19 protein-coding genes are annotated in these 19,750 nt (G+C 45.5%); 4 read left to right on the top strand and 15 right to left on the bottom strand.

Annotation, left to right across the window (positions count from 1 at the left end; all coding sequences use genetic code 11):
• Positions 1-56: 56 nt before the first annotated feature.
• The 8 genes from tpiA to MCG98_RS10895 form a co-directional block, all read right to left on the bottom strand.
• Positions 57-806: a triose-phosphate isomerase gene (gene tpiA / locus MCG98_RS10930; RefSeq protein ID WP_240302014.1), complete on the bottom strand. Its 750-nt coding sequence runs from the start codon at positions 804-806 to the stop codon at positions 57-59.
• A gap of 138 nt (positions 807-944) precedes the next feature.
• Positions 945-2,153 carry a phosphoglycerate kinase gene (locus tag MCG98_RS10925; protein WP_240302013.1) on the bottom strand — a complete coding sequence of 403 codons (1,209 nt, stop codon included), beginning with the start codon at positions 2,151-2,153 and terminating at the stop codon, positions 945-947.
• Between the two features lie 87 nt (positions 2,154-2,240).
• Positions 2,241-3,254: a type I glyceraldehyde-3-phosphate dehydrogenase gene (gene gap / locus MCG98_RS10920; RefSeq protein WP_240302012.1), complete on the bottom strand. Its 1,014-nt coding sequence runs from the start codon at positions 3,252-3,254 to the stop codon at positions 2,241-2,243.
• Between the two features lie 142 nt (positions 3,255-3,396).
• Positions 3,397-4,191 (bottom strand): histidinol-phosphatase HisJ family protein, encoded by a 795-nt coding sequence (locus MCG98_RS10915; protein ID WP_240302011.1) that lies wholly within the window; start codon positions 4,189-4,191, stop codon positions 3,397-3,399.
• Positions 4,188-5,270 (bottom strand): tRNA 2-thiouridine(34) synthase MnmA, encoded by a 1,083-nt coding sequence (gene mnmA, locus MCG98_RS10910; RefSeq protein WP_240302010.1) that lies wholly within the window; start codon positions 5,268-5,270, stop codon positions 4,188-4,190. The genes MCG98_RS10915 and mnmA overlap by 4 nt, the downstream gene beginning before the upstream one ends.
• Positions 5,270-5,713 carry a Fe-S cluster assembly scaffold protein NifU gene (nifU, locus tag MCG98_RS10905; protein WP_240302009.1) on the bottom strand — a complete coding sequence of 148 codons (444 nt, stop codon included), beginning with the start codon at positions 5,711-5,713 and terminating at the stop codon, positions 5,270-5,272. Before nifU ends, mnmA begins: the two co-directional genes overlap by 1 nt.
• A 42-nt stretch (positions 5,714-5,755) precedes the next feature.
• Positions 5,756-6,946: a cysteine desulfurase NifS gene (gene nifS / locus MCG98_RS10900; RefSeq protein WP_240302008.1), complete on the bottom strand. Its 1,191-nt coding sequence runs from the start codon at positions 6,944-6,946 to the stop codon at positions 5,756-5,758.
• An 11-nt stretch (positions 6,947-6,957) separates the two neighbouring features.
• Entirely contained in the window at positions 6,958-7,416 is a 459-nt protein-coding gene (locus MCG98_RS10895; RefSeq protein WP_240302007.1) for an Rrf2 family transcriptional regulator, read from the bottom strand.
• 129 nt (positions 7,417-7,545) lie between these two features.
• Between MCG98_RS10895 and MCG98_RS10890 the strand changes: the two genes are divergently transcribed.
• On the top strand, positions 7,546-9,081 hold the full coding sequence (locus MCG98_RS10890; protein ID WP_240302006.1) for a polysaccharide biosynthesis protein: 1,536 nt from the start codon (positions 7,546-7,548) through the stop codon (positions 9,079-9,081).
• Between the two features lie 111 nt (positions 9,082-9,192).
• On the top strand, positions 9,193-10,224 hold the full coding sequence (locus MCG98_RS10885; RefSeq protein WP_240302005.1) for a 3-deoxy-7-phosphoheptulonate synthase: 1,032 nt from the start codon (positions 9,193-9,195) through the stop codon (positions 10,222-10,224).
• Between the two features lie 199 nt (positions 10,225-10,423).
• Here MCG98_RS10885 and MCG98_RS10880 read toward each other — a convergent pair whose 3' ends face one another.
• The 3 genes from MCG98_RS10880 to MCG98_RS10870 form a co-directional block, all read right to left on the bottom strand.
• Complete coding sequence (locus tag MCG98_RS10880) at positions 10,424-11,731, bottom strand: IS4 family transposase (RefSeq protein WP_240301509.1); 1,308 nt, start codon at positions 11,729-11,731, stop codon at positions 10,424-10,426.
• A gap of 208 nt (positions 11,732-11,939) precedes the next feature.
• Positions 11,940-12,824: a site-specific tyrosine recombinase XerD gene (xerD, locus tag MCG98_RS10875; protein WP_240302004.1), complete on the bottom strand. Its 885-nt coding sequence runs from the start codon at positions 12,822-12,824 to the stop codon at positions 11,940-11,942.
• A gap of 203 nt (positions 12,825-13,027) precedes the next feature.
• Complete coding sequence (locus MCG98_RS10870; protein WP_240302003.1) at positions 13,028-13,612, bottom strand: stage II sporulation protein M; 585 nt, start codon at positions 13,610-13,612, stop codon at positions 13,028-13,030.
• Between the two features lie 159 nt (positions 13,613-13,771).
• Between MCG98_RS10870 and MCG98_RS10865 the strand changes: the two genes are divergently transcribed.
• Positions 13,772-14,374: a hypothetical protein gene (locus tag MCG98_RS10865; protein ID WP_240302002.1), complete on the top strand. Its 603-nt coding sequence runs from the start codon at positions 13,772-13,774 to the stop codon at positions 14,372-14,374.
• Here the strand turns inward: MCG98_RS10865 and MCG98_RS10860 are convergent.
• Positions 14,294-15,637: a CHAD domain-containing protein gene (locus tag MCG98_RS10860; RefSeq protein ID WP_240302001.1), complete on the bottom strand. Its 1,344-nt coding sequence runs from the start codon at positions 15,635-15,637 to the stop codon at positions 14,294-14,296. The genes MCG98_RS10865 and MCG98_RS10860 overlap by 81 nt on opposite strands.
• Positions 15,638-15,797: 160 nt before the next feature.
• Here MCG98_RS10860 and MCG98_RS10855 point away from each other — a divergent pair, with 160 nt between their 5' ends.
• Positions 15,798-17,105 carry a M18 family aminopeptidase gene (locus tag MCG98_RS10855; protein WP_240302000.1) on the top strand — a complete coding sequence of 436 codons (1,308 nt, stop codon included), beginning with the start codon at positions 15,798-15,800 and terminating at the stop codon, positions 17,103-17,105.
• Positions 17,106-17,155: 50 nt separating this feature from the next.
• On the opposite strand, the gene MCG98_RS10850 is transcribed toward MCG98_RS10855, so the two are convergent.
• From MCG98_RS10850 to MCG98_RS10840, 3 genes are all read right to left on the bottom strand, one after another.
• Positions 17,156-17,383, bottom strand: coding sequence for a hypothetical protein (locus MCG98_RS10850; protein WP_240301999.1), 228 nt, complete (start codon positions 17,381-17,383; stop codon positions 17,156-17,158).
• Between the two features lie 133 nt (positions 17,384-17,516).
• Positions 17,517-18,644 carry a site-specific integrase gene (locus tag MCG98_RS10845; protein WP_240301998.1) on the bottom strand — a complete coding sequence of 376 codons (1,128 nt, stop codon included), beginning with the start codon at positions 18,642-18,644 and terminating at the stop codon, positions 17,517-17,519.
• A 183-nt stretch (positions 18,645-18,827) separates the two neighbouring features.
• Positions 18,828-19,724, bottom strand: coding sequence for an RluA family pseudouridine synthase (locus MCG98_RS10840; RefSeq protein ID WP_240301997.1), 897 nt, complete (start codon positions 19,722-19,724; stop codon positions 18,828-18,830).
• Between the last annotated feature and the right edge of the window lie 26 nt (positions 19,725-19,750).

The raw sequence follows: 19,750 nt of genomic DNA, 5'->3' as shown, positions 1-19,750 counted from the left end.
TCAAAAAAAGCTTCTCTCCAATATCACCGAGAGAAGCCTTTTTTCAAGTCTTTTATTTATTTGTAATTTACAATCTTACCGAAATCTGGTTTCAGTGCAGCGCCGCCTACCAGGCCGCCGTCGATGTCTGCCTGTGCAAACAGTTCCGGTGCTGTAGCAGCATTTACAGATCCGCCGTACTGGATACGGATAGCTTCTGCAGTCGCCTCATCATAGATCTCTGCGATGCATGCACGGATAGCTGCGCATACTTCCTGTGCCTGTTCTGTTGTCGCAGTTTTGCCGGTTCCGATCGCCCAGATTGGCTCATACGCGATGACAGCTGTCTTTGCCTGATCTGCAGTTACATTTAAGAATCCAACTTTCACCTGCTGGCGGATAAAATCCATGGTCACGCCCTGCTCTCTCTGCTCCAGAGATTCACCACAGCACATGATCGGTGTGATGCCGTGTTCGAAAGCCTTGAGCATTTTCTTATTCACTGTTTCACTTGTCTCTGCAAAATATTCTCTTCTCTCAGAATGGCCCAGAACTACGTATTTTACTCCAACATCTGTCAGCATTGCCGGAGAAATTTCTCCTGTGTAAGCGCCTTTTTCCTCAAAGTACATGTTTTCCGCACCGACTTCGATGTTGCTCCCTTTGCAGGCTTCCATAACCGGAATGATATCGATAGCGGGTACACAGAATACTACATCAACATCATCACTTGCAACAAGTGGTTTCAGTGTGTTTACCAGCTCAACAGCCTCACTTGGAGTCATGTTCATTTTCCAGTTACCTGCGATAATTTTTCTTCTTGCCATTTTCTTATCCTCTTTTCTTTTTGGTTTCTTTAGCCGCATAATTCTATATGCCGGCATAGGAAGTTCGATGCCCGACGGTCATCGAACAAGCTTCATACTAAGTTCACGCTTCGTCTGCGACTCGCATTCTCCAGGTTTTCAGCTTAGATTATCTGCTGCGGCTACACCTGGGAGTTCTTTTCCCTCCAGGAATTCAAGGGACGCTCCACCGCCTGTAGAGATGTGTGACATCTTGTCACCAAAGCCCAGCTGATTGACTGCTGCTGCGGAATCACCGCCTCCGATGATCGTTGTCGCATCCGTCTCAGCAAGTGCCTCCGCTACAGCGATGGTTCCTTTTGCCAGGATCGGGTTTTCAAATACCCCCATAGGTCCGTTCCATACAACTGTCTTCGCCGTCTTCACAGCTTCCGCATACATTTTAGCGGTCTCGGTTCCGATATCCAGTCCCATCATGTCAGCCGGAATGGAATCAGAAGCAACGATCTGCGTCTCAACCGGCGCATCGATCGGTGACGGAAATTCGCTGGTGATGGTAGTGTCAACCGGAAGCAATAACCTCTTACCGAGTTTTTCCGCCTTCTCGATCATTTCCTTACAGTATTCAAGTTTTTCGTCATCAACGAGGGAAGTACCGATCTGTCCGCCTTTTGCTTTCAGGAAGGTATACGCCATGCCGCCGCCGATAATTAAAGTATCGCATTTTTCCAGTAAATTTGCAATAACATTTAATTTATCTGCAACTTTTGCTCCTCCCAGAATCGCTACAAACGGACGATTCGGATTATTTACTGCATTTCCGAGAAAATCTATTTCTTTCTGCATCAGATAACCGACAACACAGGTTTCTACGTATTTTGTCACGCCCACGTTCGAGCAGTGTGCTCTGTGTGCCGTTCCGAATGCATCATTTACGAACACTTCGCACAGAGATGCAAGTTCTTCGCTGAATGCCTCTCCGTTCTTCGTCTCTTCTGCACGGTAACGTGTATTTTCCAGCAGTATCACATCTCCGTCTTTCATCGATTCAACAGCTGCCCTGGCATTGGCACCGACTACTTCCGGGTCTGCAGCAAATTTAACTTCCTGTCCAAGCAGCTGAGTAAGTCTTACCGCTACCGGTGCAAGGGAAAGCTCGGGTTTCGGTTCTCCCTTTGGTTTACCCAGATGGGAACATAAGATGACACGGCCCCCGTCAGCGATCAGTTTTTTGATTGTCGGCAGGGCTGCAACCAGTCTGTTCTCGTCCGTGATGCTGCCGTCTTTCAACGGAACATTAAAGTCACATCTTACCAGCACTCTTCGGCCTTTTACATTGATATCATCTACTGATTTTTTATTCAGCATAAAAATCCTCCTTTAGATCATTCCATAATCGTATTAAAAGAGGGTCCGGTCCTATAAGACCGGACCCCTTTGGATCTTGAAAACTAATTAAGCCAGTTCTGAGAAGAATTTGATTGTGCGAACCATCTGGCTAACGTATGAATTTTCATTGTCATACCAGGATACAACCTGAACCTGTGTATCGCCGTTTTCAAGAGGAGATACCATTGTCTGCGTTGCATCAAACAGAGATCCGTATGTCATACCGATAACATCGCTGGATACGATCTCTTCTTCGTTGTATCCAAAAGATTCTGTTGCCGCGTTTTTCATAGCTTCGTTAATCTGGTCTACGCTTACGCTTCCCTTAACTACTGCTACCAGAATTGTTGTAGAGCCGGTAGGAGTCGGAACACGCTGAGCAGAACCGATCAGTTTACCATTCAGTTCCGGGATAACCAGGCCGATTGCTTTTGCAGCACCAGTACTGTTCGGCACGATATTCAGTGCGCCGGCACGGGATCTTCTCAAGTCGCCTTTTTTCTGCGGTCCGTCAAGGATCATCTGATCGCCTGTGTAAGCATGGATCGTGCTCATGATACCGCTCTGTACCGGTGCCAGGTTATTAAGCGCCTGTGCCATCGGTGCCAGACAGTTTGTTGTACAGGAAGCTGCAGAGATAACGGTGTCTTCTGGTTTCAGTGTATCATGATTTACATTATAAACAATAGTAGGAAGATCATTTCCAGCCGGAGCGGAGATAACTACCTTTCTTGCTCCTGCCTTAATATGTGCAGATGCTTTGTCTTTGGATGTATAGAAACCTGTGCATTCCAGAACTACGTCAACGCCGATCTCTCCCCAAGGAAGTTCAGCAGCGTCAGCTTTTGCATAGATTTTAATTTCTTTTCCATCTACAGTAATGGAATCATCTCCGGCCTTTACCGTATCGCCCAATGCATATCTTCCCTGTGAAGAATCATATTTCAATAAATGTGCGAGCATTTTCGGGGATGTTAAATCGTTGATTGCCACTACCTCATAACCTTCTGCTCCAAACATCTGTCTGAATGCCAGACGACCGATACGTCCAAAACCATTGATTGCTACTTTTACTGCCATCTTTAATTTCCTCCTAATTCTTTGCTGTGATCGTGGTACTGAGCTTCCGATTTACGGTGGGAAGCTTCACTAACTGCTATTCTACCCAATTTGTGACAAAAATTCAAGTAAAACTTCATGCATGATTAAAATTCGATTTTTGTTACAATTGTACAAATTTCGGTCTTTTTCCTTCAAAATCCATCACGTAACGGTATCCAACCGTTCTCAAATAGTCAGAAACCGCCATAAAATCAAATCCTATATCTTCAGGAGCGTGCGCATCTGACCCGAGGGTAAGTATTTCCCCTCCCAGTTCTCGGTACCTTCGGATGATATCATAATGTGGGTTCGGAAAACCCAGACCTTTTTTTAACCCTGCCGTATTGATCTCCATACCACAGCCTGACTCTATAATATGCTTAAGAATCGCATCTATGATATCTCTGTATTCATCATACCCATATTGTAATGCCTTATGCACACCGTACCTGACAACGTAATCTATATGCCCAAGGACCTGAAACTCGCCAAAAGCCTGTACATTTTCCAGCAAAGATTCCAGATAACTCCGATATACTTCCCGGTCTTCTCTGCCCTCGAACACTTCCGGATAATACGGGTCTTTGCCGTCCACCAGATGTAATGACGCTATCACAAAATCAAACGGATACTGCTTTACATATTCCCGGTGCCTCTCAGCCAGATGCGGCTGCATGCCGATCTCGACACCGATCCGGACCTTTAGTCTCCCTTTGTATTCCTCCCGCAGATCCTGCATATAAGGAATATAGGCATCCGTATCCAGGATAAATTCCGGATCCTCACTGTCTGTATCCATGTGATCGGTAAAACATATGGATTCCATCCCCAGTTCGATCGCCCGGTCCGCCATCACGTGTGGATCCGCCTTGCTGTCACCGGAAAAAAATGTATGCAGATGATAGTCGGAAATCATAAGATCGTACCTCCCCCTGCCACATAATCTCCTTCATAAAATACCGCCGCCTGGCCCGGTGTAACAGCACGCTGGGGTTCATAAAAAGTACACAGCACCTCGTCCGGCCCCGTGCGCTTCACGATGCACGGAGCTCCTTTGTGGTTATACCGGATCTTTACAAGAAATTCTCTTTCTTCCCCGGTCCTTATCTCTTCCACTGCCATGAAATTCAACCGATTGGCGCGCAGAGTCTTCTGAAATACCTCGTCATTATCTCCAATGACCACTTCATTCGTCTCAGGCCTGATTTCCGTGACAAAAACAGGACGTCCCATAGAAAGCCCAAGACCTTTTCGCTGGCCCACAGTATAATGTATGATACCTTTATGCTGACCGATGACCTCACCGCCGGCTGTGACAAAGTTCCCGGGTCTTGCCTTGATGCCGGTCGCTTCATCGATAAATCTGGCATAATCATTATCCGGTACAAAACAAATCTCCTGGCTGTCAGGTTTATGTGCCACAGCCAGTCCAATGTCTTCCGCCATTTTCCTTATTTCATCCTTGGTATATTCACCAGCCGGCATCAGCGTGTGGGACAGCTGTTCCTGCGTCAGATTATAGAGGGCATATGTCTGGTCTTTTGCAGCTGTTTTGGAGTTTTGGATCGCATATCTCCCATTTGACAGCTGTGCAATCCTCGCATAATGACCCGTCGCAATATAGTCCGCGCCGATCTCAATGCTTCTCCTCAGCAGTGATTCCCACTTTACATACCTGTTGCAGGCAATGCATGGATTCGGCGTCTTACCGCCTTGATATTCCGCAATAAAGTAATCCATTACATACTCTTTAAACTCTTTTTTAAAGTTCATCACATAATGAGGAATCCCAAGAGATGCAGCAACTCTTCTCGCATCCTCCACCGCACTCAGTCCGCAGCAGCCGCCATTCTCTTCCTGCACTGTTTCTTCCTCATCCTGCCAGATCTGCATGGTGACTCCGATTACATCGTATCCCTGCTCCTTCAAAAGCCAGGCTGCCACGGAGGAATCAACCCCTCCGGACATGCCGACGACGACTTTCTTTTTCACCATTAATATGTTTCCTCTTCCTCTTCTTCCCCTTCATGGATATCTGATTTGGGCTTCTCCAGACCTTCAATCTGAATATGGTGTTTCTCAGCATAATCCCAGAGAGCCGCATGGATCGCCTCTTCTGCCAGAAGGGAACAGTGTACTTTGACAGGCGGAAGCCCGTCGAGCGCCTCCATCACTGCTTTATTTGTCACCTTCAGGGCCTCCTCTATGTTTTTTCCTTTCACAAGTTCTGTTGCCATACTGCTCGTTGCAACCGCAGCACCGCAGCCAAATGTCTTGAACTTGCAGTCATTGATAATTCCCTTATCATCAATGTCCAGATAGATGCGCATGATATCACCGCATTTTGCATTTCCCACAGTTCCGACGCCGCTGGCGTTCTCTATCTCTCCTACATTGCGCGGATTCTGAAAATGATCCATTACTTTTTCACTATACATGGTTTTTCTCCTTATTCTTCTCCTGTTTTGTCTGTCTGACTATTATCTGGCCGCCGCCTGTTTTTTTACGAAATCTTCATATAATGGAGACATCTCTCTCAGACGGTTTACAATCTTTTTAATCGCTTCTACCACGGTATCTACCTCATCTTTTGTCGTCTCGTCACTGAGCGTCAGCCTCAGGGATCCATGTGCGATCTCATGCGGAAGTCCGATCGCCAGAAGCACGTGTGACGGATCGAGTGAGCCCGATGTACATGCCGAACCGCTCGACGCACAGATTCCTTCCATGTCCAGCATGATCAGCAGAGATTCTCCCTCGATAAACTGGAAGCTTATATTGACGTTATTCGGCAGGCGCTTCGACGGATGTCCATTCAGGCGTGTAAAAGGCACTTCTTTTAATATCCGCTGTGCCATATAATCTCGCAGTTCGCATTCTCTCTGTGTCCGCTCTTGCATCGTGTCGGCGGCCCGTTTCGCAGCGCATCCGTACCCAACGATTCCCGGTACGTTTTCTGTTCCCGCACGGCGCTTTCTCTCCTGCGCTCCTCCGTGGATAAAGGAACGTATTTTCACACCCTTGCGGATGTAGAGAAAACCGATGCCTTTCGGTCCGTTGATCTTATGCGCGCTGGAAGAAAGCATATCAATATTGCAATCATCTACATCGATGGGAAGCTGTCCGAAAGCCTGTACTGCATCTGTGTGAAACAGGACGCCGTGTTCTTTCGCGATCCTTCCGATCTCTTCAACCGGCTGTACTGTGCCAATCTCATTATTTGCAAACATAATGGAAATCAGTATCGTATTCTCAGTGATCGCTTTCTGCAGTTCCTGCAGATCCACAAGACCGTGCTCATCTACATCGAGATAGGTGATGTCTGCTCCGTTTTTCTCCAGATACTCACACGTATGCAAAATCGCATGATGTTCGATTTTGGTAGTAATAATATGATTTCCTTTGTCCCTGTAAGCTTCAAACGCCGCCTTCAATGCCCAGTTATCCGACTCACTTCCTCCTGCTGTAAAATAAATCTCCTCCGGCTTCGCATTCAGCACACCGGCAATTTCCTCTCTCGCCTTTGTGATGGCTGTTTTACTGGTAGTCGCCAGCTCATAAATGCTGGACGGGTTCCCATAATATTCTGAAAAGTACGGAAGCATTGCTTCCACTACTTCAGGTGCTGTTTTTGTTGTTGCTGCATTATCCAGATATATCATTTTTCCCATTTTAACACTCCTCAATTATTACAGGTTGAAGACAGGGACAGTCCCTTCTCCTGAATCTTACGGCTTTCCTCTGCCAGATGATCGATCATGATGCTGTCTACCGCCTGTGTGATACTGTCATTAATCTTTTGCCATACATACCTTGTTACACATAAGTCTGCGCCCTCGCAGCCATTGTTCTCCTGATTTCCCGGACAGGTGACAGCCTCAAGGCTGCCTTCCAGCGCACGCAGCACATCTCCCACAGAGATTTCCGTGGCCGGCCTTGCAAGACGGTATCCGCCCTGTGCGCCCCTGACGCTGACAACGATATCTGCTTTCCTGAGCATTCGCATCAGCTGTTCCAGATAACTGTCGGAGATATTCTGTCTTTTGGCAATACTCTGTATGGAGACAGCCTCCTCCTCACTGTAAACCGCGAGGTCGATCAGTGCTCTCAGACCATATCTGCCTTTCGTTGATAATTTCACTTGTTCACCTTCCATTTTCAATCCCGAGTATTTTACTCGGGTTTTCTTAGGCTAGAATATCACCATTCCTTCGTTCTGTCAAGCCGGAAATCTGAATATATTTTTTTAAAGACTAATACGGAGGTCACCATGCCAAAAACACAGCGCCTCCTCTTTGGCACTCTTCTCCTGACCGCTGCAGGCCTGATCAGCCGATTGATCGGTTTCTTCTATAGAATATTCCTCTCACACGCAATTGGTGCAGAAGGAATGGGTATCTTTCAGCTGATCTCCCCGATATTCAATCTCTGCTATGCGTTTACAGTTCTGGGTGTCCAGACAGCTCTGTCCAAAAGTGTTGCAGCACGTCTTGCCACAGGAAACAAAAAAGGTGCCCGGGACCTGTTTATCGTCGGAAGCGCCATATCTTTCTGTGCTTCCCTGCTGGCTTTTATGGCAGTCTACTTTGGATGTGACTGGTTCTGTAACGTCATTCTGGCAGAACCCCGCTGTATTCCGCTGGTTCGGCTTATGTCATTTACCATTCCGTTCGGAACGCTGCACATCTGTATCACTTCCTACTACTTTGCACAAAAGAAAACCGTAATTCCATCTATCGAGCAGATGCTGGAGCAATGCGTCCGCGTCATGTCCTCCTGGGTGTTTTTCCGTCTGATGCTTGCAAATGGCATTCCGGCATCTCCGTTTCTCGCTGTTGCCGGTACCGCTGTCTCAGAACTGTTTGCCTTTTTCTTCATTTTTCATTTTCTGCGGAAAGAATTTAAAGAAGAAGGTTATCACATCCGTCAGGTATCTTCCGTACGGGTATATGCCTCGGAAATCCTCCGTCTGTCTCTCCCGCTGACTGCGAACCGTGTCATTCTCAACCTCCTGAGAAGTGTGGAGACCGTTCTGATACCGTTCTGCCTGCGATTATACGGCCTGACATCCGGTGAAGCTCTGAGTACATATGGCGTCCTGACAGGAATGGCGCTTCCGCTTATCCTGTTTCCTTCCACCATCACCCACTCTGTCTCAGTAATGCTGCTCCCGGCCGTCGCCGAGTCCAAGGCCCGAAACCAAAAAGACAGAATTGCATTTACTGTAGAAAAAACAATACGGTACGGACTGTTTCTCGGCATCCTGTGTTTCGGACTGTTTTACCGGTATGGAGACAGTCTCGGAGCGCTTCTCTTTCACAGTGAGGAAGCGGGACGCTACATTGCAATTCTCTCCTTTATCTGCCCTTTTATGTACCTGTCAACCACGCTGGCAAGTATCATCAACGGACTCGGAAAAACCACGCTGTATTTCATTCAGAGCCTTGCAGGCCTGCTGCTGCGGATATGTTTTGTGTTTTTTGCGATCCCCCGGTTCGGAATTCTCGGTTATCTCTGGGGTGTTCTGGCAAACGAGATCATCCTGGTTCTTCTGAGTGTAATTTCCCTGCACCGCGAAGGAGTCCTGGTATTCCACGCGGCTGACGCAATCGCAAAGCCCCTGTGTTTTCTGATGATTTCAGCCGGATGTGCCCAGAGTCTGCAGCTGATATCAGCTTATCTGCCCGGCGGTCCCCTTATCCTGCTTGTAGCCTCCTGTGCTGTCCTGACTCTGGTCTACGTACTTTTGCTGAACACCTTCCACCTGATACATCTTCCGAATCTTATCCGTAAAAGTCACGAATAAATTGCCCATCGACAACCCGGAAGAATTGTATTATACTTAGGGCGGAACCCGCAGGGGTAAATCCTTTGCACCGGGTTTCATTTCGAATGAGAAAGGACTTTGGATAATATCATGAGTATTGAATTAGTGAAAAAACTTCCGACACCGTCACAGATCAAAGAAGAGTATCCGGTCACTGAACAGATAGCAGCGCTGAAAAAAGAACGTGATGCGATGATCCGCGATGTTCTGACCGGAGCATCCGATAAATTTCTGGTCATTATCGGCCCTTGTTCCGCCGACAATGAAGATCCCGTATGTGATTATATCAACCGGCTGGCGAAGGTCCAGGAACGCGTCTCAGACCGTCTGATCCTGATCCCCAGAATTTATACAAACAAACCGCGTACCACCGGTGAGGGCTATAAGGGAATTGTCCATCAGCCCGATCCGGAAAAAAAACCGAATCTGCTGCAGGGACTGATCACCGTACGCAAGCTGCACATGCGCGCTATTAAAGAGTCAGGACTTACCTCAGCCGATGAGATGCTGTACCCGGAAACATGGCTTTATCTGGATGATCTGCTGTCCTATGTCGCGATCGGTGCACGTTCGGTCGAGAACCAGCAGCACCGTCTCGTCGCAAGCGGCATGGACGTACCGGCCGGCATGAAGAACCCTACCAGCGGTGATTTCACAGTTATGCTGAATTCTGTCTACGCCGCGCAGCACGGACATAGCTTTATCTACCGTAACTGGGAAGCCCACACCCACGGCAACGATCTGGCACATACGATCCTGCGCGGTGCTGTCAACAAACACGGAAATGCGATCCCCAATTATCATTACGAAGATCTCCAGCTGCTTCTTGAAAAATATAATGAACATGATCTGAAGAACACGGCTACCATTGTTGACGCCAATCATTCCAACTCAAACAAGCAGTTTAAGGAACAGATCCGTATTGTAAAGGAAGTTCTGCACAGCCGCAGCGTATCCGGCGATATTCGAAATTTTGTAAAAGGTGTTATGATAGAGAGCTACATTGAAGAAGGCTGCCAGAAGATAGGTCCGAATCATATCTATGGCAAATCCATAACCGATCCATGCCTTGGATGGGAAGATTCGGAAAGACTGATCGAGACAATCGCAGAGTTATGTTGATAGGGAACAGAATGATCGGAAAATGAAAAAGACCCCGAGGGCAATGTCATTAAGTTAATTCTTTAACTCTATAGCATGCAAGAAAAGAGATTTTGCTTAAGATGATGTTTTTATTATAATTAGGCAAAGTCTCTTTTTGATTGCAAGACAAAAAGACAGATTGTTCATCTGTCAAAAAACGTATATAATTAATGAGTGATTATGCTACTCTATATAGAAAACTTACGGAGGCTTGGGGTTTGACTTTCCGAGGGTCTCGACGCCCAGGTCTCACAGGCAACGTATGCTGTTCTATAAGCCTAATCACCGCAGGTGAACTTAATTGGCGCTTTCTTCGCAGATATTCTCTGCAGATATAGATGGCAATGGTAAAGTTCACCTGTTTTGTTTGATGAAACTTATTGCTTTGCTTGATAACATATGCAGTAATTAACTCGCAATAGTTATAAAGGGTCAATCTTGCAAATATTTCTTGTTTGATATAATCGACTTTTTTTGCATGAAAATTTGTCAATCCAATGGCATACTTTAATTCTCTAAAAGATGTTTCAATTCCCCACCGTAACTGATATATTTCTTTAAGTTTTTTAGGAGAAAATTCAAATTCATTAAGATTTGTTACGACCATTTCAAAGGAATCTTCAGATATTTTGAATCTGGCAATTCGAAAAGATAATGTATACTCATTCGGACTACCAACGGGGAGATAATCAAATGTTTGGCACGTTGGCATAAACTTATAGCCCTCCATTCTCTTTGCTTTTGTTTGCTTTCTTGTTAGCTTAATATCTACGTCTAGATCAAACGTTTCTTTATCAGGCAGTTCTAATCCCGATGCCATGCCATTACTTCCGATATCTTTAATACGGATCAAAAAATTCCACCCTTTATTGATTGCATGAGCCATAATGTTGTAATTCTCATACCCTCTGTCAGCAACTAGAATTACATTGCTCTGATGTGAGCGTTCCATCATTTGAATACATGCCCTGTGTTCTTGATATTCTGAAGCCGTTTGAACGATTGCATCCGTATAAACTCGGTTTTGTATATCATAGAAGGCATTTAGATGTAGATGGTTAGTTATACCTCCATACTGATTTTGCTTCCATGCTGTTTCGGAATCCTTGGGATTGGTTGCAATACTTAGATTACATCCATCGCAGGCCAGCAGTTGATATCCCTCATATAGATTTTGGATTCTTTGATTCTGAACATTAAATTCCTGGAATAAGAATTCGAATGCCTCAGGTAAAACTTTTGACCGTTGTTGAGTGTAGGCAGATACAGTAGGTGTATTTACATCGAAGTCAAAAAAATCCAATAACTCTTTATTCATAGTACAACCACCAGAATTCATAGTAATTCCAACCAGGGTTTTGAAATCAATTTTTCGATTTCTTGTAAAATCAACACTGGGATTTCTAAGAAAAAGTGATGGATTTGTTGCTAATTCTGATATTAAAGTTTCCAGAGACTTTGTAGTACTTTCAATAAAATCTGACATAATAGAATCCTCCTTGCAATCAAGATAGTTCTTAATTACAAGGGCCGCTTTCACTACCGCTTAAAATCATCAGTAGTGAAAGCGGCCGCACAATCGAACTAAAATGTCAACAGTTTTTCACAAAATAAAAAGACCCCTATATCATTTCTGATATAGGAATCTTAGTATAATATCTTAACTTAATGACATTGACCCCGAGGGGTCTTTTTTATTTTCGGGGATGTGCTTTGGTGTACACATCCCTGATCTTATTCACATTCATATGCAGATACATCTGCGTTGACGAGATGTCGGCATGTCCCAGCATTTCCTGCACACTTTTCAGGTCCGCACCGTTTTGTATCAGATGAGTCGCAAAGGAATGACGCAGCGTATGCGGCGTGATATCCGTCGTGATATTTGCAGACTTGGCATATCCCTTGAGCACTTTCCAGAATCCCTGTCTGCTCATCGGTTTTCCTGAACAGTTCGTAAACAGCAGTCCACAGTCCTGTACTCCGATCAGTGCTTTCCTGGCCTCATCAAGATACGTTTCAAGCGCCTTCTTGGAAACATTGCCAAACGGAATAATCCGCTCTTTATCATTTTCCGTACAGGTGATATATCCCATCTGGATATTGACATCCGAGAGCTTTAAATGCACCAGCTCGCTGACACGTATCCCTGTCGCATAGAGGAGCTCCAGCATTGCCTTATCCCGGAGTCCCTTCGGTGTCATGTCTGACGGCTGCTTCAGCAACAGGTCAACTTCTTCTACAGTCAATACCTCAGGAGCTTTTTTCTCAACCTTTGGCGGCTTCAATCCATCTGCCGGATCCGTCTCAACAATATGTTCTTTCAACAGGTACTGAAAAAAAGCCCTCATGGCCGCCACGCTTCGTGATACGGTAGAAGGAGCAAAATTTTCCCGTTCCAGATACAGCATATAAGTATTTAAATTCGTTGCCGTAACCTGCGATACCTCCGTAATATTGAGAGACTTCAGATATCGTGCCATTTTCTTTAAATCACGTTCATATGACACCTGTGTGTTTCTGGAAGTTTTTTTTACATTATTCAGATAATCAATAAAATCTTGAATTGCGCCTACCATTGAGTATTATCCTTATCTTACGTTTTTTTAGCAATTCACCCTTCAAATATAATAGTATTATAAGCATGTTTCACAGGAAAATCAAATGCTATTTTTCTTTAATTTACGCGGATTTTTCAACTTTTTTACAAAAGCACTATATATCGTCTAAACCCGCATTATGTTCACCATATGTAGTCTAAAAAAAAATAATTTTTTTTTCTTCATGTGAAGATTTTCAGCCATAAAACAGAGTTCACATAGGTTTCAATCAATATTCCCAGTGCCATACAGAACAGAAAAATCACACACAGAAGTATCGGCCATCTGCTCTCCTGTGCAGATAAGGATGGATATCCCTGGACTGACCGTTTGTGTTTTCCCATCAGAAGCAGAAAACCAAATACCGCAGGTATGTAAAAAATCAACTGTGAGAGAATTCCCGCCATGCAGAATAAAAATCCCTTAAGACCCGACTGCAGAAGAAACAAAACTGCAAGACCGCCTGCCAGAAAGCCAAGCCACAGCGACACCAGAACGGCCAGGATCTCCCCCGCCCCCGCAATACCTGCCAATATACTGACTCCCACAAACAGGCTCTTTTCTCTCAGCATAAAAAGCCCGTATTTTTTCATATCAATGTATGATGCCTTATATTGTTCCAGTACAGCATAGACTGATACATAATCCCGGAACCCATCTACCTTCCACAGCTGGTTCACTGCCAGTATCCCAAGTAGAAATGCTCCTAAATACAGGTATATAAAAAGCCGGACAGGAACATCCGGCTTTAATCTGAATCTTCTCATCGCTCCGCCTCCATAAAATACCCCTTATGTATCATATGCGCTTTGGAATGCCTGTATCACACATTTTTAGGCGTGTATCATGATTGACTTCACCTTTTTTTCAAGTAGAATATACCTCGTACACTGTAAACATCAGCCCGGACTTGTGAGGCAAATCCCATGAAAATTCTGATCTGTGACGACTCTGACACGGCAGATATGATCTTTCTTGATATTTTTATGAATCCGACAGACGGAACCGAAACCGCCAGGGAGCTGCGCAGTCTCGGTTGCAGTGCCTGTCCGATCTTCATATCACCAAGCCGGGAATTTGCTGTGGACAGTTATTCCGTCCAGGCAAATTATTATCTGGTAAAACCTGTCCGTTATGAAGATATATCAAGCGCCATGGTCAGCTGTATGAAGCATCATCGGAATTCAATCCAGGTCTTTCTGGAGAATGACGAACCGGAACGGGCTCGTGAATACCTGAAGCTTCTGGTCACCCAGGAAGTACTGACCGCCCCCACTCCTTACTGCGTCAACCCCTTTATCAACGCAACAATCAGTTATTACTTTGGTATGGCAGAAAAAGCCGGAATCCAGATCGAACACAGTGTAGACCTGGATGAAAATATCCCGTATGATTCCCACTGTGTATTCCTGTCAAGCAAAAGTCCTTTCCGTACCTGTTGTCAGATTTCAACGCTGATTCCATCTTTTCATGAATATACGATGCAGCTGTTCCATTTCTTTTCCTGCAGAGTATCTGAGCTGCATTAAAATCCTCAGCTCACCTTTGTCCGCTGTCTTCCTCACTTCCTGCATTCTCACGGCAATATCATTTCTCAGCACGGCGTAATCATGCAGTTCTCCGAGTGTTTCCTGGAACCATCTGCATTCGTCCGCTTTCTTTTTTTTCTCCCTCCCCGATACATCTCCAAAAAACTCCTGTACATACCGCAGTTTTTTAAAAGAAAGGCGCAGTCTGTGCAGTATGGGTTCCGGAACATACACTCCGCTGAGCCATTCCCTGTATGCGCAGATATCCTCACGGCACTTGCAAAGATATCTCTGTCTGACATCCTTCATCCGAAACAGCCGTGCCTGTCCTGTCTTGACCAGAATCGGAACACACACAGGTTCATCCGCAGATTTCTGCAGCATGTCAAGAAAATCCTGAAACTCCTCTGAACGGCAATGTCTTTCCACACGTTTGAGCGCTTTCGCCCTGGCTCTATCCAGCATCTCCCAAAAAACCGGGATTTCTGCCGGTACTTTTTCGTTATTTTTCATCAGAAATGCCAGTTTTTCCTGCCGTACATCCAAATCGCGAAGTTTACCGAGCAGGGTGATCTCACGCTTCAGCAGAGTGTCAAATCTCTGCGTCCATTCCGGCCGGATCATCTCAGCAAAAACATCTGTGACCGAATACAGCTTTCTGAATGCTACCCTGATATCATGAATCACTTCCGGATCGCCATAATCTGTTTTTGGTCCCGTCAGCTCTTTTATTTCCTGCATGATATTTCGGATAAATTTCTGTATACGACATGGTACGTTGTCAGCGGCCGTGCGGTTCAATAAATGACTGTCTGCCTGTTGTTTTGCGTCCCGCACGGCCTTTACAATACACATGACAACCGCCCTGTCTTTTTCATTTTTCAGGAATCTGCAGCTATATTTTCCCTGTTCGAGCCGCAGCGCACTCAGGGCTTCCGCCAGATACAGCTGTTCCCTGCCGGTGAGTTCAGCGACCGGATGCGTCAGGATAATATCCCCCTCCAAAATCCCGTATTTTCTGTCAAATACAAAGGTTCCTATGTCTTCCAGCATGCAGGCAGCTTTCGCAACCTTCGAGAGTTCATCAAAAGACGGACAATTCTGTCTGAACAATTCCTCTGCCAGACGGGCAGCACTTTCCCTGTGTGCAGCATCGCCACCGAACAGGCTGCACACCTTTTTGATGCTTGTAAACCGGACGTCAGATTTCCTGTTTTTCAGGTAATCCCGCCTGTACAGCAGCATGCGATCTCTTTTTTGCATGGCAGCTCTCCTTTTCCGCGAATGATTCCGCTCAAGTGACATATCTTTTTCTGTCTACAGTATAGCATACCCAGATATCTGTATGCTATTGAGAGATCGCGTTAACTGTGTTAAATTAAGAAAAGACGGAAATCACAACATGTTGTATATGGAGGTAGTTATGGAACGAAAAATAGCGAAAGAACTGTTGACATTTATCGCGCAAAGCCCAAGCAGTTTTCATGCGGTACAGTCAATCACAGATATATTGGATAAGAATGGATTTCACAGGCTTGCTGAATGTGAACAGTGGGATCTGACCCCGGGAAAATATTACGTCACGCGCAACCGCTCTTCAGTCGCCGCATTTTATATCCCGGGAAATAAGTTTTTGAATTATCAGATTATCGCATGTCACAGCGATTCACCGGCTTTCAAGATCAAGGAGCATGGAGAGATCGTCGTTGACCGTGCCTACACGAAATTAAACACAGAAGTCTACGGCGGTATGCTTTTTGCACCGTGGTTTGACCGTCCGCTCTCCATCGCAGGTCGTGTTCTTATCAGGGAAAACGCCAGACTTGTTACAAAACTCGTAAACGTTGACCACGATCTTCTTGTGATTCCCAATCTTGCGATCCATATGAACCGTGAGGCGAATTCCGGCTATACATACAATGCCCAGAAAGATCTGCTTCCATTGTTCGGCGACGAGAATGCCAAAGGCAGGCTGATGGACATCGTCGCTGAATGCGCCGGCATTTCACGCACTTCCATCGCCGGCAGTGACCTGTTTTTGTATAACCGCATGGACGGCACCATCTGGGGTTCTGACGGTGAATTTCTCTCCTCACCGCGTCTGGACGACCTGCAGTGTGCGTTTGCATCACTGAAGGGCTTTCTTCAGGCTGACAATCCGGATTCCGCCAGCCTTTTTACTGTATTTGACAATGAAGAAGTAGGAAGTTCTACAAAGCAGGGCGCCGCCTCTTCTTTTCTGAGCGACGTTCTTCGGCGTATCAACCGGACCCTGGGCGGGGACGAGGAAAGCTATTGCACCAGGCTCGCCAACAGCTTCATGGTGTCCGCCGATAACGCCCATGCCGTGCATCCGAACCATCCAGAAAAATCAGATCCGGAAAACCGCGTCTATCTAAACCGTGGCATCGTCATTAAATACAATGCCAATCAAAAGTATACGACAGACGGTGTTTCATCAGCCATCTTCCGTACCATATGCGAACAGGCAAAAATCCCGTATCAGGTTTTCACAAACCGTTCCGATATGGCGGGAGGTTCCAAACTTGGCAGCATTTCCAACACACAGGCGGCAATGAACACCGTGGACATCGGACTGGCTCAGCTTGCCATGCATTCCCCATACGAAACGGGAGGCGTCATGGATACCTGTTTTATGGCTGTGGCTGCCGAAGCCTTTTATAATGCACGCATCTCCTGTGAAACAGATGGAGTTTATGTGGTTCATTAAGCTTATCATTGATAAAAGAAGCTCCGGGATCCAACTGCCCGGAGCTTTCTTTATTTTTTTAATTTTTTCAGCAGTTCCCTCCTGGGATCTTCCACTGTCTCATCCAGCATTTCGCCTGTCAGATATAAATAAGCGTCTCTCCACTGCCGCTCTGTGTATTCCTTTTCCTCTAAGGAGCAAATGGCATTCAGTATCTTGTTTTTGTCATTCTCCATTCTCAGGTCAGACAGAAACCCCAATCCACTGTTCAGGAAAATATCGTTTAATAAATCTGCCATTTGTTCTCTCCTCCTTCCACGACATGCCGTACCGATATGCTTTCGTAAAATAATAAATTTTGTGATTTTGCATATATCTTCCAGTATTTACCATTCCCTCTGCCCGAAATCCTGACGGCTCATGACGGCTTAATCAGGCCGTCAGCCGTTCAAGGCGATCAATATATTTGCGTTTCTGCTGACTGGTCGAATGACCGTACCAGTCGAGTGTAAATTTGGCAGTACTATGCCCCATCAGCTCAGCCAGTGTTTTGACATCAATATGATTTTCCAGGCACCTGGTAGCAAAGCTGTGTCGCAATGTATGAAAATGCAGGTTTGCAATTCCGCATGCCTGAGACAGTTTTTTTATATGATGCTGCAGTGTTCGCGGTTCAATTACATGAGAATGACTGTGAAATACAAACTCTTCCGCTGTTCCGCGGACAGACTGTTTTATTTCTTTCAGGAGTTCCACGAGAGTTCCCGTCAATGGTATCCGACGTACCGCACTTTGAGACTTTGGTTCAGAATATTGAAGACATGTCTTTGAGCTGCCACTATATGTGCGGATGCGCTGGAGTGTATGCGTGATCAGAAGTTCCGAATCCTCGAAATGAATGTTTTTCCATTTGACAGCACAGCATTCCCCAATCCGAACTCCTGTATAAAGGCTGAAAAACACTGCAAAATCTTTTATACTGTTTCTGGTATCCAAATGTTCTTCCAGCTTTTCCTGCGCAGAAATACTTAAAAATTCAGGAGAATTCAGTGTCTTTTTGACTTTCTTAAATGGAAGCTTAGGAACATCAGTGAGAAAATGTGCCTCCTGCGCGGCTGCAAGTGCTGCGCGAAACCGTTTACATATATTCTGGGCTGTTCCCTGGCATATTTTTTTACTTCTGATGATCTCATACAGGTATTTGATGGTATCGGTATTGACTTTACAAAGTGTCGCTTTTCCCACAGCCGGTATCATATGGTTTTCGACCATACCGCGGTAAACTGCATAACTGGATTCCTTTATTTCAGGTTTTACTATCTCCTCCAACCATATTCTGAGCCAGACTTCTACACTGCCGTCTCCGATCCAGGCAGTTTCCATTGAATGTTTGGACGACGCTTCAGCTTTCAAAAGTTCCAGCTTCCGTTTGACTTCCGTATATCTCCTCCCGTATACGTATCCAAATGCAGTTCTGCCATTACTTTTTTTGCCGATTACATATCTTCCTTCGTATCTGCCATCTTTCCTAAAGTATATATTTTCCCCGCGTTTTGCCATAGTATTTTTCCCCCTCTGCATAAATCTTTGACGGCTTACTTGACGGCTTATTAGAAAATACCATAAAATCACTGTTTCTTACCAGATATTTGGGAATATTACCAATATTTACCAGATAAACTTGAAATCTTTGCCGAACCATTGTATATTGTTATATATATCATCTGTATTTCACAAAATTTATTATTTTGCGACACTTTGATTCATTTTTCTCTTCATATCTTCCGGTATTTCCGCTTTTATACAGATTTTCTCTCCTGAAAACGGCTGCATTAATTTAACCTTATACGCGTGCAGAGCCGCGCGCTCCATCCCGCCGCACTCCGCACCATAAATCTTGTCTCCCAGGAGCGGGTGACCTGTGGACGCCATGTGGACGCGGATCTGATGCGTCCTCCCCGTCTCAAGCGTAATCTGTAAGGCAGAAAACCCCCCAAATGTTTCCTGAACTGTATAATGTGTTACCGCATGTTTTCCCGTTTCCGAAGCCATCATTTTCATCAGCGATCCAGGAACCTTTGTAATGCCTGTATTGATACTTCCTCTCGACTGGTCAGGTACTCCATGGACAAGAGCAAGGTATTCCTTTCTCAGCTGCCCCTGTTCTCTCTGGCGTGCCAGACGTCCGGCTGCCGCCCGGTTTTTTGCAAAAAGAACGATTCCCGAAGTCTCCCTGTCCAGCCTTCCGACACAACGTATTTTTACCTGCTCGCTCTTTTCCAGGAAGTATTGCACCAGCATGTTTGCCAGAGAATCTGAATAATGGCCATGCGAAGGATGCACTACGAGTCCCTCCGGTTTATTTACCACCAGCAAATCTTCATCCTCATACAGGATGTCTGGTTTTCCAGCATATGGAACCAGATGCCCCGACTGCGTTACTGCATCTTCCAGCTTAATTTCCACACTGTCCCCCGCTTTCAGCATTGTGGTGACCCTCGCCTGTCTGCCGTTAACACAGATTCCATCCGTGCAAAATTTTGCCCGGCTGATCTGACGTTTTGTCAGACCCATATTTTCAGCCAGAAAATCATACAGCAGTTCTTCTCCTCTGGCTTTTCCCTTCAGCTTTTTTTCCATCTCGTAACCTCTTTTATTTATAATTT

Source organism: Ruminococcus sp. OA3 (genome assembly GCF_022440845.1).
Classification (GTDB): Bacteria; Bacillota; Clostridia; order Lachnospirales; family Lachnospiraceae; genus Ruminococcus_G.
The sequence above is the reverse complement of the archived record's forward strand: the minus strand, read 5'-3'. Positions and strand labels throughout refer to the sequence as shown.

Excerpts from the sequence above, each read along its gene's own strand:
- MCG98_RS10860 (WP_240302001.1), bottom strand. The coding sequence starts at position 15,637 with ATGCAAAAAAGAGATCGCATGCTGCTGTACAGGCGGGATTACCTGAAA.
- MCG98_RS10865 (WP_240302002.1), top strand. The coding sequence starts at position 13,772 with ATGAAAATTCTGATCTGTGACGACTCTGACACGGCAGATATGATCTTT.
- nifU (WP_240302009.1), bottom strand. The coding sequence starts at position 5,713 with ATGTATAGTGAAAAAGTAATGGATCATTTTCAGAATCCGCGCAATGTA.
- MCG98_RS10845 (WP_240301998.1), bottom strand. The coding sequence starts at position 18,644 with ATGGCAAAACGCGGGGAAAATATATACTTTAGGAAAGATGGCAGATAC.
- MCG98_RS10915 (WP_240302011.1), bottom strand. The coding sequence starts at position 4,191 with ATGATTTCCGACTATCATCTGCATACATTTTTTTCCGGTGACAGCAAG.
- nifS (WP_240302008.1), bottom strand. The coding sequence starts at position 6,946 with ATGGGAAAAATGATATATCTGGATAATGCAGCAACAACAAAAACAGCA.
- MCG98_RS10850 (WP_240301999.1), bottom strand. The coding sequence starts at position 17,383 with ATGGCAGATTTATTAAACGATATTTTCCTGAACAGTGGATTGGGGTTT.
- MCG98_RS10855 (WP_240302000.1), top strand. The coding sequence starts at position 15,798 with ATGGAACGAAAAATAGCGAAAGAACTGTTGACATTTATCGCGCAAAGC.
- tpiA (WP_240302014.1), bottom strand. The coding sequence starts at position 806 with ATGGCAAGAAGAAAAATTATCGCAGGTAACTGGAAAATGAACATGACT.
- MCG98_RS10925 (WP_240302013.1), bottom strand. The coding sequence starts at position 2,153 with ATGCTGAATAAAAAATCAGTAGATGATATCAATGTAAAAGGCCGAAGA.
- xerD (WP_240302004.1), bottom strand. The coding sequence starts at position 12,824 with ATGGTAGGCGCAATTCAAGATTTTATTGATTATCTGAATAATGTAAAA.
- gap (WP_240302012.1), bottom strand. The coding sequence starts at position 3,254 with ATGGCAGTAAAAGTAGCAATCAATGGTTTTGGACGTATCGGTCGTCTG.
- MCG98_RS10885 (WP_240302005.1), top strand. The coding sequence starts at position 9,193 with ATGAGTATTGAATTAGTGAAAAAACTTCCGACACCGTCACAGATCAAA.
- MCG98_RS10870 (WP_240302003.1), bottom strand. The coding sequence starts at position 13,612 with ATGAGAAGATTCAGATTAAAGCCGGATGTTCCTGTCCGGCTTTTTATA.
- mnmA (WP_240302010.1), bottom strand. The coding sequence starts at position 5,270 with ATGGTGAAAAAGAAAGTCGTCGTCGGCATGTCCGGAGGGGTTGATTCC.
- MCG98_RS10840 (WP_240301997.1), bottom strand. The coding sequence starts at position 19,724 with ATGGAAAAAAAGCTGAAGGGAAAAGCCAGAGGAGAAGAACTGCTGTAT.
- MCG98_RS10880 (WP_240301509.1), bottom strand. The coding sequence starts at position 11,731 with ATGTCAGATTTTATTGAAAGTACTACAAAGTCTCTGGAAACTTTAATA.
- MCG98_RS10890 (WP_240302006.1), top strand. The coding sequence starts at position 7,546 with ATGCCAAAAACACAGCGCCTCCTCTTTGGCACTCTTCTCCTGACCGCT.